This window comes from Cyclobacterium qasimii M12-11B (genome assembly GCF_000427295.1).
Lineage (GTDB): Bacteria > Bacteroidota > Bacteroidia > Cytophagales > Cyclobacteriaceae > Cyclobacterium > Cyclobacterium qasimii.
This window is the reverse complement of sequence record NZ_ATNM01000018.1, coordinates 71,153-88,884: the sequence shown is the minus strand read 5'-3', so window position 1 is coordinate 88,884 and position 17,732 is coordinate 71,153. Positions and strand designations below refer to the sequence as shown.

Annotated in this window: 12 protein-coding genes; 9 read left to right on the top strand and 3 right to left on the bottom strand. The window is 36.9% G+C overall.

The annotated features are described in order from the left end of the window. Positions 1–3: 3 nt before the first annotated feature. On the bottom strand, positions 4–1,512 hold the full coding sequence (locus ADICYQ_RS01955) for a GumC family protein (RefSeq protein ID WP_020890247.1): 1,509 nt from the start codon (positions 1,510–1,512) through the stop codon (positions 4–6). A gap of 1 nt (position 1,513) precedes the next feature. Beyond that, on the bottom strand, positions 1,514–2,140 hold the full coding sequence (locus ADICYQ_RS01950; RefSeq protein ID WP_020890246.1) for a TolC family protein: 627 nt from the start codon (positions 2,138–2,140) through the stop codon (positions 1,514–1,516). Between the two features lie 145 nt (positions 2,141–2,285). Between ADICYQ_RS01950 and ADICYQ_RS01945 the strand changes: the two genes are divergently transcribed. Continuing rightward, positions 2,286–3,104: an acyltransferase gene (locus ADICYQ_RS01945; protein ID WP_020890245.1), complete on the top strand. Its 819-nt coding sequence runs from the start codon at positions 2,286–2,288 to the stop codon at positions 3,102–3,104. Positions 3,105–3,131: 27 nt separating this feature from the next. Further along, a complete protein-coding gene (locus ADICYQ_RS01940; RefSeq protein WP_040413973.1) occupies positions 3,132–3,818 on the top strand; it encodes a LytR/AlgR family response regulator transcription factor in 687 nt (228 codons plus the stop codon). Between the two features lie 316 nt (positions 3,819–4,134). Here ADICYQ_RS01940 and ADICYQ_RS01935 read toward each other — a convergent pair whose 3' ends face one another. Beyond that, on the bottom strand, positions 4,135–8,256 hold the full coding sequence (locus tag ADICYQ_RS01935; RefSeq protein ID WP_040414025.1) for a response regulator: 4,122 nt from the start codon (positions 8,254–8,256) through the stop codon (positions 4,135–4,137). A gap of 211 nt (positions 8,257–8,467) precedes the next feature. Here ADICYQ_RS01935 and ADICYQ_RS01930 point away from each other — a divergent pair, with 211 nt between their 5' ends. The 7 genes from ADICYQ_RS01930 (at position 8,468) to ADICYQ_RS01900 (ending at position 17,533) form a co-directional block, all read left to right on the top strand. Beyond that, on the top strand, positions 8,468–9,634 hold the full coding sequence (locus tag ADICYQ_RS01930; RefSeq protein ID WP_020890242.1) for a glycosyltransferase family 2 protein: 1,167 nt from the start codon (positions 8,468–8,470) through the stop codon (positions 9,632–9,634). A 142-nt stretch (positions 9,635–9,776) separates the two neighbouring features. Beyond that, entirely contained in the window at positions 9,777–10,553 is a 777-nt protein-coding gene (locus tag ADICYQ_RS25650) for a cupin domain-containing protein (RefSeq protein ID WP_020890241.1), read from the top strand. A gap of 151 nt (positions 10,554–10,704) precedes the next feature. After that, entirely contained in the window at positions 10,705–11,280 is a 576-nt protein-coding gene (locus ADICYQ_RS01920; RefSeq protein ID WP_235114272.1) for an RNA polymerase sigma-70 factor, read from the top strand. A 146-nt stretch (positions 11,281–11,426) separates the two neighbouring features. Continuing rightward, on the top strand, positions 11,427–12,494 hold the full coding sequence (locus ADICYQ_RS01915) for a FecR family protein (protein ID WP_020890239.1): 1,068 nt from the start codon (positions 11,427–11,429) through the stop codon (positions 12,492–12,494). 21 nt (positions 12,495–12,515) lie between these two features. Continuing rightward, positions 12,516–12,767 carry a hypothetical protein gene (locus ADICYQ_RS01910; RefSeq protein WP_040413971.1) on the top strand — a complete coding sequence of 84 codons (252 nt, stop codon included), beginning with the start codon at positions 12,516–12,518 and terminating at the stop codon, positions 12,765–12,767. A 37-nt stretch (positions 12,768–12,804) separates the two neighbouring features. Next, positions 12,805–15,840 (top strand): SusC/RagA family TonB-linked outer membrane protein, encoded by a 3,036-nt coding sequence (locus tag ADICYQ_RS01905; RefSeq protein ID WP_020890237.1) that lies wholly within the window; start codon positions 12,805–12,807, stop codon positions 15,838–15,840. Between the two features lie 13 nt (positions 15,841–15,853). After that, complete coding sequence (locus ADICYQ_RS01900; protein WP_161625561.1) at positions 15,854–17,533, top strand: RagB/SusD family nutrient uptake outer membrane protein; 1,680 nt, start codon at positions 15,854–15,856, stop codon at positions 17,531–17,533. Positions 17,534–17,732: the final 199 nt, after the last annotated feature.

Genomic DNA, 17,732 nt, shown 5'->3' with positions numbered 1-17,732 from the left:
CTGTTAATTCGGTGGCACGCTTGCCGGATTTGATTGTTGAATTAAGAAAAAGGAAAGCAATACTCCTGTGAGGACTAAACCTCCTGTACCGAGCATTCCGCCAATGACCAGCATCATCCTTTTTGATGCCATTGGTGTTTTAGGATAAAAAGGTTTGTCAATGAGTTTTTGGGAAGCTGCCATTTCTAAGTCATATTTCTGAAGATAGGCCATATTAAGACCATGCAGGATAGAAAGGTATTGTTCTTCATTGACAGTCACTTCGCGCTCTAATTTTTTCAATTCAGCACCTAGTGGGGCAAATTCATCAATCTTTTCTAATAGATAAGCTTTTCGAGTTTTCATTACATCCAAGGCTTGTTTTTGATCCTCGTAAGATATTTTTAAAGTCAACCATTGCTCTAAAATGGTTTCTCTTTGGACTCCCTGAATTGAATTGCTGTTTTTAAACAATTTATCTGAAAGCTCTTTTATGTCTTTTTCTAAAGAGGCTACCTCTTTTTTGATGTTTTCAATCTGCGTGGTTTGATTGTTTAGAACCGAGAGACCTTGTATTTTTAAATTTCTACTTACAATTTGTTGCTGTAGGGTTGAGATGTTTTCAATGATGACTTGTCGCTGGTCAAAATTTTCAAACATTTGCTCGATTTGCTCTAAATTAAAACTGGTTCCTGAAAGAAGCCGTCGTGAGCGTTCTTCATCTTGATCGTGCTCTAGTTTAGCGATGTCAAGGTATTTGCCCTGCTCGTAATAGTTTAGTATTCGATTGTCTGACATGAACCCTTTTAGGATTTCTTCTGCATCCCTTAACTTAGTTTGAGCTATGGTCAGTTGATTTTGAAAATAGGCAATGGTATTCGTGTTTTCTAACTCTTTCATCTTAGAGTATCCATTCATAAAGGATTCCGCTATCATTTTGAGTGTGTAATAACAAATACCAGCATCATCTGAACTGTATTTAATTTCCATCATATCGCTGGAAAATTTTCTTGAGACAGATAACTTATTGATTATATTATTGACGGAATAATATTCATGCTCTCTAAGTAAATACTCAATTGGAGAATTTTCGTCCTCCCCTAAGTTCTTTACTATGTTTTCAAGCGTTTTTTCTTCATCATTTGTCACTGCCAATTGTCCCCAAAGTGGGGGAGGAAAATGTGTTTTTAAATCTATATAAGCATCATAACATAGGACCTCATCATTCTGCTCTGGCAGGGCCATGTGTTTTGCTAAAAGTTTAAGGGAGGCTTCGGTGATGGTTTTTCTAGACTTTACGATAAGTGTTAAATTGTCAAAGAGGTTGTTGGAGGTATAAAAATCCATTCTTGTTACTCCTCCATCAGAGGCACCTCTGTCGGAGGTAGGGTTTGTAAACACCAATGTGGAGCTTTCATATTGCCTTGGGAGGTTTTGAGTAAGTAAAAATACACCTACAGCTACAAAAATCGGGGTTAAAAAAATCCAATATTTGTTTTTCCAAAGAAGCCGAATAATTTGTTTTATAGTCATTTCACTGAATAAAGTTGGCGAGCGATTCTCCTAATAGAACTTCTAATTTTTGAATAGCTACAAAAAAGTTTTTCCTTGCATTTTCATACTCTGAACGTGCAATGGTATATATTTCCTGATTTCTTAAATAGGCTGTTGGATCAAGGTTTCCCAGGTTAAATTCCATCTCCATCTGTTGTAAATTGGTTCGGGCTTTCTCTTGCATTTCTAACCGAATGAGCATTAGCTTCTGACCCAATAACGCACTGTTGTATTCCTCTATCACTTGGTTTGCAATGGTTAATTCCATTTCCTTTGTTTTATAAAAGGTCGCCTCAAGTTCTTGTTTTTGAAGTTTAACCCTATCCTTTTTCAAAAAGATCTCTGAAAGCGGAATACTGAGGTTTGCTCCTGTTCTGTAACCGTTTGCTACATTGGATAAGTCTGACCCAGAAGCATATAATATTGCTTGATTACCATAAGAATAATCAACATAAACACGTGCCAAATCCGACCATGATTTTTTGGCCAAACTTATTCTAGCTTCTGCCGAACCTACCAAGGCTTGATTAACTTTTACCGTTGGGTGGTTGGAAATAGCGACTCCAATCAAACTGTCTAATTTTGGCAATTGATTCTCAAGAGGCATATTTAAATTTATGTACTTTTCAATATCATTTTGTTCCTGAGCACAAAGATTTTTCTCGGAAATAAAAAAATTAAAAACGCAATTGTATAAATAAAAAAATTGACTTGAGGCTTTTTAAATATGAATTTCATTTATTTATATATCAATGACATTAAATGTTTCACGTAAAATAATTAACTGTTTTTATCTTATTTTTAAAATAAATGTAATAAAAATTTTAGTTTATCCTTTTTTTGAATTTAAAATTTTCACTTCTATATTCATTAAATATTTAAAAAATCGAATGGTTCAAGGCAAGATTTCGAGTAAAATATCTCAATTAAGTTACAGTATTTATGGACGGGAAACAAGCGGTTTTAAAGAAAGACTTTATGTATATGTTTCCTTAATTAAAGACCTAACAAAAGGAGTACTTCGAGTTCTTAATGGGAAATTCCGCTTAAGAAATTGTAAAAGTACTGGTAAACTGATAACTGTTCGAGGGCCTTTGAGAGTAGAAGGTTCAGGTGACATTCGAATAGGTGACCATTGTACGATTTGGTCTCATATGGGGGTTACTCAGTTATTTGCTGATAGGGGTGCAGAATTAATAATTGGGGAAGGTACTTTCATTAATACGGCTTGTATAGTGTCAGCAAGTAATCGGATTGTTATTGGCAAAAATTGCCAAATAGCCAATCAGGTAATTATAATGGATGGGGATTTTCATGGAGTAGATGACAGGGAAGCGCCTGGTAAATCGGATGCCATCATTATAGGAGATAATGCGTGGTTGGCCACTAGATCAATGATCTTGAAAGGAGTGGAAATAGGAGAGGGGGCAACTGTGGCTGCTGGTTCGGTAGTTACAAAAAATGTAGCTCCATACACTTTAGTAGGAGGAGTTCCGGCAAAACTTATCCGAAATCTTGAAGTGCCAAAACAAAATAAAAGACACCTGCTAAGTGCAGCTGGCTTTTTTTAATCTTTATTTGATATTACAATTTTAACAATGGATAACTGCGTAATCTTGGATGATGATTCATCTAGCATAAAAGTACTTTCACATTATATTGAAAAGACAAAGACGCTAAAATTAATGGCGGAGTTCTCAGATGCAATTGATGGATTGAACTATTTGGTGGAAAACCGAGGAAAGATTGACCTTTTATTCCTAGACATTGAAATGCCAGAAATGAATGGTTTTGAAATCTTAAAACACAGTCAGTACAATGGCGCATTAATAATTATTTCTGCCAACAATGACAATGCAATTGCGGCCTTTGAAACCAATGCCTGCTTTTACCTACCTAAACCATTTAGTTATCCTCAATTTTTAAAGGGATTAGAAAAGCGAAAGGAAAAAGAGTTTAACATCGATCCAAATGCTTATTCAAAAGATTTTATCTTTGTGAAAGATGATAGGTTATATAAAAAAATACTCTTTTCTGATATAAGCTATTGTGAAGGTAAAGGAGATTATATTAGTCTGAAGTGTAAAAATAAAACCTATACTATTAAATCAACTATTTCAAATTTTCTAGACAAGTTATCAGGAAACTTGGAATTTGTTCAAGTACATAGATCCTATGTTATAAACCTGCATTATCTTACAGATTTTGATAGCGATACCTCTGTAGTTGATGGGAAAATAATACCTATTGGAGCTAAATATAAAGAGCAATTAAAAGTAGTGTAAATTTCCTCTAAACCGAATAATTCAATTTTATTTAAACCTTTTTGGTTCTTTAGTCAATTTCTGCAAAAGAAAATAAACTGAAATGTCTGGAGATTAAGGCTGCTGGGCTTGCACTAACTTATTCCCAATTTTGAATTTTTTGCCTTCACAATTCTGTTCATGTAAAGCCTTTAAACTTCTAGAATTGTGAGTGCAGTACTTCTGTAATGATTTAAATTTCTTTTTTTTAGCTTATTCGCTTGGGGAAACCTTTGGAAGACTTGGCAAGTGGTGATCAAATACTTTAAAGTCAATCTCTAATTGAGTTTAAAAAAGATTAGTTGCCATTGAGGATGTAATCATTAATTAGATCTTTCACTATTTCATTTTCAGTATTGTAGCTGTCTATTAGATTTTTCGATAATTCTAAATCCAATACTGGCATTTCCTCTAGTTTTAAAGCTATTTTAAATGTTTCTCCCAACCCAGCAGTAAGTGCAGATCCTTTAAGTTTATGGCCTTCAGAATTTAAACCTTCTAAGTTTTTGTCGTTGAAATGATTTTGAAGGATTTTCCTCGACTGTTCCAACTCGTGAATCGTGAGCTTGAGTACTTCTTTTATAATTTCCGGTTCGTCACCCAAGTATTCCTTTACCTTTTCAACATCAAAATGTGGCTTTTGGTCTTGGGTGTTTATGCTGTTTGAGCTGTCAATTGCCGATGGAACCTCTTTTTCAGTATCTAAACTATCCTCTTTCACTTTTAGCCACTTATCGAAAATATACCGTATGTTTTTTTCAACTATTGGTTTAGGAACAAAGTCTGACATGCCTGACTCCAGGCATTTTTCTTTCTCACCTTTAATGTTTCCAGCGGTAATGGCTACTATAGGTATATTTTTGGTCCTTGAATCTGCTTTAATTTTCCGAGTGGCCTCATGCCCGCTCATTACTGGCATCTGAATGTCCATAAGGATAAGGTCCGGTAGATGTTCTATCGCCAATTCATAGGCATCAAGCCCATCTGTAGCCTCAATGATTTCAATCTGTGGAGAAACCTTCAAAACAATTGTTTTAGCTAAAAACATGTTAATTGTATTGTCTTCGGCGATAAGCACTTTTCCCTTGTTTTGATGCTTACTTATGTCAGTTTCACCTGAGGGGCTTTGTGTTTTTTCTTTGGTAGGTAGCGTCAATTTAGCCAAGGCCTTAAACAATTCATTGTTTTTGATTGGTTTTGATAGCCTGATATTTATTGATAGTTCCTTACATTGCTTTTGTATGAAATCGTCCTCAGCAGAACTGTGTAATAGTAATATAGGCACTTGCGCTTTTTCCCCGCTGAAATTCTCTCTTATTTTTTTGGAGGTCTCTAGCCCATCCATATAGGGCATATTCAAATCCATTAATACTACATCATAATCATTGTTTTCTATTTGCTGCAACGCTTCAAAGCCATTTTGAGCCTCATCCATTGCAATATCATTCAAAGAGAAAATTTCTTTGAGGATAAACCTGTTGTTTTCGTTGTCATCCACTACCAGAACATTATTGATAGGGTAATCCTCTGGTTTGATACAAACCCCTTCTTCTGTGTTGAGGACTATATCGAAGTAAAAGGTGCTCCCTTCTTTTATTTTACTTTTCAACTGTAGTTCTGAGCCCATCATAGACAAAAGTTTATTGGATATAGTAAGGCCTAAACCTGTACCTCCATACTTCTTTGTTGTAGAGCCATCTTCCTGCATAAAGGCTTCAAAAATTCTTTTTTGGTACTCTTCAGAGATGCCTATCCCTGTGTCTCGAACCTCGAACCTAATTTTTCTTTTGTTTTCCTCAATTATTTCGAGCGTTTGTATTTTAAGTTCAATTTCACCTTCATTTGTGAACTTAACAGCATTTCCTAAAAGGTTGATTAATATTTGTTTTAGGCGAATATCATCCACGAAAATGAATCTTGGCAGGGATTTTTCGATGTTAAGCAACATTTCCACTCCGTTTTTCTGTGCTTGATAAGACACAACATCAGTGGCTTGGCCTGAAAGTTCAAAAATATCTGATTTATTAAGTTCTAGTTCGAGTTTACCAGCCTCAATTTTCGAAAAATCCAGGATGTCATTTATAATGTTTAATAAAGCAATTGCAGATTGATTGACAATTCCTATGTATTGATTTTGTGTTTCATTGAGTTCTGTTTTCACGAGAAGATCAGTAAAACCAATAATGCCATTGAGAGGCGTTCTTATCTCGTGGCTCATATTGGCCAGAAATTCCGATTTGGCTAAGCTCGCTTTTTCTGCAATTTCCTTGGATTCGATAAGGTTACTTTCTAAACTATTTCTATCAATAGCGTTAGAAATACTGTTGGCAAAACTTTTTAAAAGGGATAGTTCAGCTTGGGACCACTCTCTTTCATTGGTACAATCGTCATAACCAATAAATCCCCAGAACCCATTGTCTGTGAAAATAGGTGTTGTCAATATTGATTTTATATTTTGTGCATCTAGCAATTTCCTGAGATCAGATTCTTCGGGTAAGGTTGAAATGATTGCCTGAAAAATTTCATTGTTCTTCATTGGGAGCATAAATTCTCCAAATGCTTCAAAAGGTACATTTTGTAGGTCTGGGTTATTTATCTGAGGATCTACTGTGTCTGCACTCCACTCAAACCTTTGTGAAGAAATTTTCTCACTGTTTTCATCCAAACTATTTTCAAAGTAATAGATCCTGTCTACTCCTACAGATTTACCAATTATTTCAAGGCTATTTTGAATGGCCTCATATACTTTATTATTCGAAAGGAGCTCATCTGTAGCTTTAGATATAGCCAAAAGCATTTGCTCTTTCTGAATAAGCTGATTTTCTCTTCTAACTTCTTCGTCTATGTCTTGTATGGTGCCAGACAAATGAAGGCATTTTCCGTTTTCAATATTGGCTTCTCCAAGGGTTCTCACCCATAATTCTTCTCCTAATTCATTTACAATCTTTAATTTCTCGTCCCATGATTTTCCGTAATTTATGGCCAAATCAATGACTTCCTTTATTTTATCTCTATTATAACCTTCTTTATAGTAGGTAATACCGTTATCTAGGGTAGGAATGAAGTCTTCAGATACTCCGAAAATTGTTTTGGTGATATCTGTCCAGGTTATAGATTGTTTTTCTAAATCGTATTTCCAGCCACCTATTTTTGCCATGATGTGGGTCTGGTTTAGAATTTCTCTGGCATTTTGGATTCTCTTTTCCAGCCGTAATCTTTCAGAAATGTCTATGGAATTTCCTATTACATAGCTATTGCCAAAATGGTCTTTTTCCATTTTGTTGCTGTATAACCAAACCTTTAATTGACCATTCGCCTGGAAGGTTGTCATTAATCCCTGTGCCTTACCATTCTCCTTAATCTCCTTGAGATAATCATCAATCTCGTGTCGGAATTTTAAAGGTATAATGTCCCACAGCTTTTTCTTTAACATTTCCTCTACAGTATAGCCCAAAAGCCTAGCACCATAGTTGTTAAAGCTCAAAAAGTTGCCTTCCATGTCATGCGTTAACATCAGACCTTGGCTGTTTTCAAAGAAGGAACGGAATTTCTCTTCACTTGCAAGAAGTCGTTCTTCATTCTCTTTCTCTTCACTAATGTCTCTACCAATGGCAAAAACCCATTTGTTTTTAAAATCCCCAGTAGCCCGCCAAGCAAAAGTTTTATATCCTCCATTTTGGCATTTTAAACGATGACTAAAACTAGTAGTGGGCCCTCCAGTAATTAATGAATTTATCTGTTTCATCGTACTGACTACATCCTCAGGATGTATGTAGTCAGTTACTGGTTTGTTAGAAAGCTCATTTTCGTTGTAGCCTAGTAGTGTCTTAAAAGCTTTGTTTACCTTAATGAATTTCCCGTCAAATCTTAAAATGGTAATAAGGTCCTGGGATAGGACCATGGCTTTGCTAAGTATCCTGTCTTCTAAATCGTCAGATTGAGGCATTAGTAACTCTTGTGCTTGTGGGGTTAAAAGGCGTAAATTATCTGCTATTGAAGCATTTTCTGCGGGAATTTCTTGATTTAAAACTACTAAATAACCTATGTTTCCCTCCATTTGGTCCGTAATTGGGAGTACAGCAAGGAATTTTAATTCGCCTAACAGGTTTAGATAGCCACTTTTAGCTAGCGTTTTATGATTTGATAAATCTTGAATTTCTGTAAATTCAACTGCCTCTTTTAAAAAGTCAAATAGAGGGTCGTTTGTTTTGATACTATTTGAAGATTCCAGATCAGACGAAGCATTGATATAAATACCATCACCCTTTAATGTGCATAGAAAAGCATGATTACATGAGGTTAATTTTATTGCTAGGGTTGCAATCTTTGAGTTATTTTCATGGATGGAATTATTTTCTGGTATCATTTTTTTAATATGTCCGGTATTCTCCGTATTATTATCTGAAATATTTTTTTTCATACTCTGAATTATACTTTCTTGAGATGGATGCATTATCTCAAAATAATTACCAAAATAAAATCAATTCTTGTTAAGCTAAATAGAGTAGTTCTATTTTTTTAAAAAATTAAAGTATCTGAGAAAAATCTAGTTTTGTTTTAAACGGACTTTAAATTTTTACAAAATCGAAATTTTAAATTTAAAAACAAATTCATTATTTAAATTAATTCTTATGGTGCAAGTAGTTTTTTGGATAGCAATAGGTGTGGTTGCGTATACATTTTTAGGTTATGGCATCGTGATTGGCTTCCTAGTAAAATTAAAGGATTTATTGAGTAAAAAGATAAATCAAACAGAAAAAGAATTTTTACCTGATGTCACACTCGTTGTACCTTGTTACAATGAGGCTGATATAATTAAAGACAAGGTACTTAATTCGCTTGGACTTGAATATCCGAATGAAAAATTGAAAATATTTTTTATAACAGATGGGTCAAATGATAATTTTAAGGAGGTTTTATCAGAATTCCCCCAAGTGAAATTGCTTCATGATGATAGAAGGGCAGGGAAGACTGCCGCAGAAAATAGGGCAATGAAATTTGTTAGCAGTCCGATTGTGGTATTTACTGATGCCAATACCGTGCTGAATGTCAAGGCTATAAAAAATATTGTCAGACATTTTAGTGATGAAAAAGTAGGTTGCGTATCTGGAGAAAAAAGAGTGCTCGTAGAGGAAGAAGATTCCGCCAGTTCTGCAGGGGAAGGCATGTATTGGAAGTATGAATCCTTTCTAAAAAAGATGGATTCAAAGCTTTATTCAGCAGTAGGGGCTGCAGGAGAGTTGGTAGCTTTCAGATCTGATCTCTATCGTGACTTGCCAGAAGATACCATTTTAGATGATTTTATGCAATCACTTCTTATCGCTTCTGATGGTTACAGAATTGTTTATGAACCTGAGGCTTATGCGATGGAAACTGGTTCAGACTCAACCGGAGAAGAATTAAAACGGAAAATAAGGATCAGTGCCGGTGGTTGGCAATCAATGAAAAGGTTGTTTTTCAAAATCACCCCATTCAATCACCCAGTTTTATTTTTCCAGTATCTTTCACATAGGGTCCTTAGATGGACGATCACCCCATTTTTGTTGGTGTTAATTTTTGTGGTCAATTTCTTTCTTTTGAGTCAAGGAGTGATTTACCAGCTATTGATGTTTAGTCAATTGTTTTTTTATGCTGCGGCATTACTTGGATACTTTTTGGAAAGTAGAAAAATTAGGATCAAGATTCTATTCGTTCCTTTCTATTTTTGTATGATGAATTATGCTGTGGTAGCAGGTTTGCTTCGCTTTATGAAAGGGAGTCAAAAAAGTACCTGGGAAAAGGCCAAGCGTAAAAGTTGAAATGCTATGGAAAATAGGCCTTTTCAGGTATAATTATTAGGTGATATAGGTTCGGTAGGGTTAGTAATTTCTAAATATATTTGGAGGCCAAATAAAATGGTGTTTTATTGTTTGATTAAGAAAACAAGCAATACCCAAAATTATGAAAAAACTTCTCTTCCTTTTGTTATTGGCCCTACCCGCCTTTGCAAATGCACAGTATTTACCTATACCTTCTGCTGTTTTTGAATGGAAAATGTTGCCTGCTTCAGCTGTGGCTGGTAAGGAAATAAGGCCAATTATTGATGGTCCTACCGAAACATTAAACAATTTCCGTGTCAACCATTATAAACTATCAGAAGGTAAATCAATCTCCATAAAGAAAGGGGATGAAAAATTGATATTGATAGGTGCTGGTGAACTTCTAATCCAACAGGGAGGTGAAAGTGGTCAAATAGGGAGTAGGAGTGTAGCTTGGTTACCAAGAGATAAGTCGGTTAAGATTCAACATCTGGGAGATTCTCCTACAGCATTTTTTGTGATAGAATGGGACGCCGATAAGGTGGGGAATGAATTCAAGCCAGACGTTAGCTCATTGACCAGTTATGATTATCAGAAATTGGCTTTTAAGGAAAGTACTAAGGGAGGAAGAAGAGATGTGGCAAGAGGCCCTACACCTACTTTACAGGAATTGGAGATGCACATTACGACCTTAAAGGAAGGTGAAAAAAGTCATGACCCTCATGTGCATGCTGATGAGGAAATAATAGTGGTGCTTCAGGGCGAAGTGGAAGAGATGATAAATGGTGTGCCTTACCTCTTAGGGCCAGGTTCACTAATCTATTTGCATGCGCAGGATGCTCATGGTATTCGAAATGCAGGGAAAGGAACATGCGAATATTATGCTATTCGATGGATTACAAAACACACTGGAAAGTAACTATTTTTATAGGGGAATAAAGGAATAGGACATTTTTTTATTTAAATTTTATTAGACTATATTGTCTTTCGAAATCTATATTATTTCCTTCGCTTTCAATTACTTTTGATGGGAATTTGTAACACCAAGCAATAAACCCATGGGTATACTGATGAAACATGCAGACGACATTTTGCTGATTTCCCTTAAACAAGGAGATATGGCTGCTTTTGATGAATTGTACTTCCGGTATGCCAAGAAATTGATGGCTTTTTCACTTACTTTTTTAGCGGATCAACAATTGGCAGAAGAAGCGGTTCAAGAAGTTTTCGTAAGAGTGTGGGAGCGAAGAAAAAAGTTAGATGAAACAAAATCATTTAAAAGCTACCTTTTTCAAGCTGTCAAATTCTACATGTATAACTATATAAGAGACAGGAAGAAAGATTGTAGCCTTGATGATTTGTCAGTGGATTGTTTGGTTGCTTCAAATAATCAAGAGGATGACTTGACCTATAGCGAAATGGAGGGGATGGTAATGGAGCTTATTGAAAAACTACCTAAAGTACAAAAAGAGGTATTTAAGTTGAATAAATTAAAAGGGATGAACAGTGACCAAATCGCCCACCAAATGAATTTATCAAAAAGAACCATTGAACATCATATTTACTTGGCTTCAAAATCACTGAAAAAAAACCTTCTCCATAACCCTACCCTTAACTTAATAATTTTCTTCAATATATTCTTTTGAAAAAGAATGTTAGTCCTCATATTTTAGTATTAAATTTTATTTTTAATATATTTTAATTGTTTTTAGATTTATTTGTAATTTTTTCTGCTTTTAATTAAGTAAATGTACTAGTTGATGGTTTATATACCCAAATTACAATAAACCCATTGAAACGAGAGATTATCATCAAATTTTTAAGGCATACAGCTATTCTTGAAGAACAGCGTCAGGTATTGGTGTGGTTAGCGCAACCTGGTGCAAAGAAAGCCTTGGATGAGATATTAAAAACAGAATGGGATAGCACATTCCCAAAAGAAGAGGACGAAACAGACTACCAAAAGCTTCTTCAGCAAATCCATTTCAGAACATCGGTAGAGAAAAAAAGATCTCAACTGTACTCAATTGCCCCATGGTCCAAGATTTTTAGATTAGTGGCATGCTTTGTCCTTTTGGTTGCGAGTATGTTTCTGATTAAAAAAGGGATTGATTACAAGGAAGAAACACCCACTTTGGCAGAAAGGACAATTCTACGAAAGACGGGCTTGGGTGAAAAATTGACACTTAAGCTCCCTGACGGTACGGGCATCGTTTTGAATGCCAATTCCAGTATTAAATTTTCGTCAGGCTTTGGTAAAACAAATCGATTTATCGAGTTGACAGGTGAAGGGTACTTTGAGATTGCAAAAGATAGTTTGAGACCCTTTCAGGTTCAAACCGGAGGGATGCGGACGACAGCTTTGGGGACCGAGTTCAATGCCTATGCAAGAGATGGCGTTTATGCGGTTGCGCTCACCGAAGGAAAGGTTGCGATAGAAGAGACTAATAAGAAGGTTGAACTAAAGCCTGGTCAAAGACTCATTTTGGATAAACATGATCCTTTATCAAATTTCAAGATAGAAGCCTTTGAGTTCAATGAAATAGTTGGATGGAAAGAAGGAATACTAAACTTTGACAGGGTTGCGCTAAGGTCCATTTTTAATGACCTGGAAAAATGGTATGACGTTAAAATAACAATTGAGGAAGGGTTCAAGGTGGATAGAAGGGTGATTGGGACCTTTCGAAACAAGAACCTAAGCGATGTTTTAACAGGTCTTGGGTTTTCAATGGAATTTGAATTTAGTATAAACAAAAACCAGGTAATGATAAAAAAAATAGCCAATGAAATAGAAACAAAAAGCAGGGCAAAACGAACATCGCCAAATGAAAAGAATTACCCTGCAGACCTTAAAATTTAACCTTTAAAATCATTTAAAATTATGAAAAGAAAATTACTGTGCCTAATTAAAATGGTATCTAAAAACCTATTATATGGCCTATTGATGCAGTGTTTGTTTATGACAACATTAGCTGCCCATGAGATTAATGCTCAGATCAGACCCATTGATGAATCCTTTATCCGACTTAATAAAGTTCAATGGGATTTGGCGGAGATTTTTCGAAAAGTAGAAAAATCAACCGATTATAAATTTGTACTTCCAGAAGAAATATTAGACAAAAACCCAAATTAAAATTAAAAATAAGCGACAGTCAGTCAATGAATTGTTGATGGATATTGCAGTAGCTGCAGGAATAAAATTTAAGCAGGTTGACAATTCAATTTATGTAGCGAACGGAACCAACGTGGTTTCTAGTCAAAAGATTGAAATTACCATAGAGGAGCGTCCTATAAAAGGCAGGGTTGTGGACAGTAAAGGATTGGGCATTCCTGGTGCCACTGTATTGATACAGGGAACCAATATGGGAACAGCCACCGATATTGACGGCAATTTTTCCTTAGACATACCGGACAATGCTGTTTTGATATTCTCCTTTATTGGCTATGAGCAACAAGTAATCAGCGTAGGTAACCAAAGCGAAGTAAATGTGACGATGGCTGAAGATTTATCCTCTTTAGATGAAATTGTTGTCGTAGGTTATGGCACGCAGAAAAAAGTAAACCTAACTGGTGCGGTGAGTTCCATTACTTCCAAAGAACTTGTCAACCAGCCAGTAGGGCAAACCTCAATGGCATTGCAAGGAATTGCAGCAGGAGTTACTGTAACCCAAAGAAGTGGTCAACCAGGTAGTGATGGCGGTTCCATTCGTATTAGGGGAGTTGGTACACTGGGCGATTCTAATCCACTAGTAATGGTAGATGGAGTAGAAACAAGCTTGAACAATGTAGACCCAAATGAAATTGAGAGTATCTCTATTCTGAAGGATGCCTCTTCTGCTGCCATCTATGGTGCGAGAGCTGCCAATGGAGTTGTGTTAATTACTACCAAACGTGGTGTTGAAGGAGTGAGGGTAAACTATAATATGTATGCTGGTTTTCAAGTACCCACTCAGTTACCAAAAATTGTAGGAGCGATTGATCATATGGAAATGGCCAATGAGGCTTTCACCAACATTGGTAATGATCCACAATACACAGACGATTTCATCAATGCTTATAAAGCAGGAATGCCTTCTGATCAATATCCTGATACAGATTGGCAGGGAATTACGATGGCTAATTCAGCCTTCATGCAAAACCACAATTTGAGCGTGAATGCAGGAAGTGAAAAGTCAAAGTTATTTGCTTCTGTTAGTTACTTAGAGCAGGAGGGGATTATTCCAAATACAAGCTTTAATCGATTTAACCTAAGACTTAATTCGGACATTAATGTTTCTGAGCGGTTGACACTTTCTACGGATATATTTTTAAGAAGGGCTTTACAAACCCAACCATCTAGTGGAACAGGTTATGTTTTTCACTGGATGAGAAGGATCCCTTCTAACGAAGTAGGCATATTGTCCAATGGCCTCTACGGTGAAGGATGGAACGGTGACCACCCTTTGGCAAGGGCTAAAGATGGTGGGTTGAATACCAATGAAAGCCTGGACGCAATCCTGAATTTTCGCCTGAAGTATAAAATTACAGAAGGACTAAATGCAGAGGTGATGTATGCGCCTAAATTTTGGAATCCACACAATAAGAGTTTTTCCAATATTACCCAGACTTATGCCAGAGATGGAGTTACCCCAACTCACTTTGTCCCACAAAGAAACTCATTGTCGGAAAGTTTTAATCGGGAATGGTACAATAATATTCGAGCCATTGTCACCTATGACAAGACCTTTAATGATGTTCATACCCTTGGAATAACGGCCGGTTACCAGCAGGAAGATCAGACCAATCTTTGGATTTCAGCTTACAGGGAAGTATTTCCCCTGCCTCAATATGAGCAGATCAATGCCGGAAATCGTGCAAATGAGCGAACAGGTGGGGCTGCCTCTCATTGGGCTTTGCAGTCCGTATTTGGTAGGGTTGCCTATAATTTTGACGAAAGATATCTTTTAGAAGGCAATGTTCGAAGAGATGCTTCTTCCAGGTTTGCAGAAGGAAACAGGTCAGGTATTTTCCCTTCCTTTTCTGCTGGATGGAGAATTTCTGAAGAATCATTTATGCAGGATTATTCAGGGTTAATCGATCAATTGAAACTTCGAGCCTCCTGGGGTCAATTGGGTAACCAAAATATTGGTCTTTATCCTTTTGCTGCTTTTATGGCATTGGGAGGAGGCTCACAGGACTATTCCTTTGGTGGCTTGAATGCACCTGGAGCTGCCCTAAACAGTATGGCCAACTCTTCAATCAAGTGGGAGACAACAGAGACGACAGATATAGGTCTTGAGTTTAACCTATGGGGAAAATTGGATGTTTCGGCAGATTATTATGTAAGAAGAACGAAGGATATTCTCCTTGCCTTAAATATTCCTCAAACCATCGGTTTAAGTGCACCTTTCCAAAATGCAGGTGAGGTGGTAAACAAAGGTTATGAATTAATGGTAAACTACCGAAATAAGGTAGGCGAACTCAATTACAGCATCATGTTGAACTATTCTGATGTTAAGAATGAAATCGTAGACATAAGAGGGATAGAAAATACTGGCTTGACGGTAAACAGAGAAGGGTATCCAATAGGTTCTTTCTTTGGATATGTAGATGAAGGCTTGTTTCAGTCTCAAGAGGAAGTTGACAATCATGCAGACCAGTTTGGGAATATTGCCCCCGGGGACATCAAATACAAAGATGCAGATGGTGACGGTATGATCAATGACCGAGACCTGGCTGTGATAGGAAGTCCTATTCCAAGGCATACCTTCGGTGCACGTTTAAACGCTGACTATAAAGGGTTTGATTTTTCCATATTCCTACAGGGCGTTGGGAAGGCCGATGGTTACTTATACGGTCAAGGGATTATGCCTTTCTACGAAGGTGGTACAGTACAAGAGCAACACAAAGACCATTGGACTCCTACCAATACAGATGCGGCCTACCCTAGGTTGGCCTGGAACCAAACCAATAATGAGCAAAATTCAAGTTTTTGGATGAGGAATGCCGCTTATTTGAGAGGTCAGAATATTCAGGTAGGTTACTCATTTACTGAAGCAGCTTTGGCTCCATTAAATATTCAGGGATTAAGGATCTATTTAAGTGGTAGAAACCTGTTTACCATTCATAATTTTTATGAAGGTTATGATCCGGAAGCACCTGTTAGCAATGGAGGATGGTATCCCCAAATGGCTACTTATACTATGGGTTTGAATGTTAATTTCTAAAGACTGGGAACTGATGAAAAAGATAATAATATATACACTACTTATACCCGCTTTACTATTTTCTTCAGCATGTAATGAAGAATTTTTGGAGCGGTTGCCACTAGACTCGCCTTCTAGTGAGACTTATTTTGCCAATGAAACAGAACTGGACATGGCAGTCACCGGAGCTTATAATAAACTTTGGTATTATCCTGTTGGGATCGCTTGGTTCCTGTCATTTGATTTTGCGTCCGATGATGGATGGGATCGAAATGGGAGTGATCTACAAGCCTTAGGCAGAGGAGAGCAAAATGCTGACAATGGCTATACCAATGGTTTTTGGTCTCATTTCTACAGTGGTATTAACAGGGTGAACTTCATTACTTCTGAAGGTAGCCACTTAAGACAAGAAATGGATCCTGCCAAGTATGACAGACTTGTAGGAGAAGCGAGATTTATCAGAGCTTACTTTTATGCTTATCTCGCGGAGCTTTATGGTGATGTTCCTTTAGTAATTTCAAACCTTACCTTAGAGGAATCTCAAACACCAAGATCTTCTAAAGAAGCGGTGATTGATTTTGTTCTAGCTGAATTAAATGAAATAAAAGAGCATCTCCCTATGAATGCTGCTGAGAAGGGAAGAGTTACAAAAGGTGTGGCTCTTGCATTGATTTCTAGAGTGGCCTTATGGAATGAAAGATGGGAAGAATCAGCTGCTGCGGCCAAAGAGTTAATGGATGCAGATGCCTATCAAATTGACCCTGACTATGAGGGGATGTTTACCTTCGCTGGTGACAATTCCAGTGAAGTAATCATGAGGATTCAATACCTCCGTGGGGTAAATACACACAGTATGCCGAGAAATTTTCTTTCCAGAATGGCACTTGGACACTCCAATAAAAAACCACCTCAGGACATGGTAGACTCTTATGAATGCATAGATGGATTGCCTATCGATGAGTCTCCTTTATTCGACCCCCAAAGTCCATTCGAAAATAGAGACCCAAGGTTGAACTATACTTTGGTAGTGCCTGGATCCAGATTGGTCAACTGGATCTATGAAACCCACCGTGATAGTACCATGACCTGGGAATTCAGAGGGGATGAGATGATAAGGGTGCCCAATATAGAAGCGGGTCATGCTTATGCCTCTTTTACAGGCTATCTGTATAGAAAACACATAGATGTAGCCAACTACCCTACAGATGTAGGGTCTACGGATCAAAACTTAACCATATTCAGACTAGGTGAGGTATTGCTTAACTATGCCGAGGCAAAAGTAGAGTTGAATCAACTAGACGAAACTGTTTACGAAGCTTTGAATGCAATTCGTGGAAGGGCTTCAGTGCAAATGCCTGCAATTGAAATGGGCAAAACCCAAACAGAATTGCGAAACATTGTTCGCAAGGAAAGAAGGCATGAATTAGGTATTGAAGGATTTAGGTATTTTGATATACGAAGATGGAAGGTAGCAGAAGAGGTGATGCCTGGCCCTTATCGAGGAAGAGTCAATAGATATGGTGACGGCGGCTGGTTGGCTGAGGCGCCAATGATTGATGAAATTGGTACTCCGAGCTATAACAATATTAGCAATGCTGATGAAATGGTAGTTGTGGAAACAAGGGCCTTTGATCCAAACAGAGATTATTTATGGCCAATTCCAAGAATAGAATTGGAAACCAATACTGCATTGACTCAAAATCCAGGTTACTAAATCCATGATTTGGCAATTGTAAATTGATAATAAGCTATACATAATGAATTGCCTGCTCCACTTATAAATTAGGTGGGGCAGGGCAATTAACTTTTTTATAACTTGCTAGGGATATTCAAATGCCGAAACCCTGGCATTTATTGAAAATCAAATCTATTGTATTTTATACCATTTCATTTTGCATCTTTAATTTTGGAAT

Bases quoted from the DNA above. Each gene is read 5' to 3' on its own strand.
- ADICYQ_RS01955 (WP_020890247.1), bottom strand. From the start codon at position 1,512: ATGACTATAAAACAAATTATTCGGCTTCTTTGGAAAAACAAATATTGG.
- ADICYQ_RS01950 (WP_020890246.1), bottom strand. From the start codon at position 2,140: ATGCCTCTTGAGAATCAATTGCCAAAATTAGACAGTTTGATTGGAGTC.
- ADICYQ_RS01945 (WP_020890245.1), top strand. From the start codon at position 2,286: ATGACATTAAATGTTTCACGTAAAATAATTAACTGTTTTTATCTTATT.
- ADICYQ_RS01940 (WP_040413973.1), top strand. From the start codon at position 3,132: ATGGATAACTGCGTAATCTTGGATGATGATTCATCTAGCATAAAAGTA.
- ADICYQ_RS01935 (WP_040414025.1), bottom strand. From the start codon at position 8,256: ATGAAAAAAAATATTTCAGATAATAATACGGAGAATACCGGACATATT.
- ADICYQ_RS01930 (WP_020890242.1), top strand. From the start codon at position 8,468: ATGGTGCAAGTAGTTTTTTGGATAGCAATAGGTGTGGTTGCGTATACA.
- ADICYQ_RS25650 (WP_020890241.1), top strand. From the start codon at position 9,777: ATGAAAAAACTTCTCTTCCTTTTGTTATTGGCCCTACCCGCCTTTGCA.
- ADICYQ_RS01920 (WP_235114272.1), top strand. From the start codon at position 10,705: ATGAAACATGCAGACGACATTTTGCTGATTTCCCTTAAACAAGGAGAT.
- ADICYQ_RS01910 (WP_040413971.1), top strand. From the start codon at position 12,516: ATGAAAAGAAAATTACTGTGCCTAATTAAAATGGTATCTAAAAACCTA.
- ADICYQ_RS01905 (WP_020890237.1), top strand. From the start codon at position 12,805: ATGGATATTGCAGTAGCTGCAGGAATAAAATTTAAGCAGGTTGACAAT.
- ADICYQ_RS01900 (WP_161625561.1), top strand. From the start codon at position 15,854: ATGAAAAAGATAATAATATATACACTACTTATACCCGCTTTACTATTT.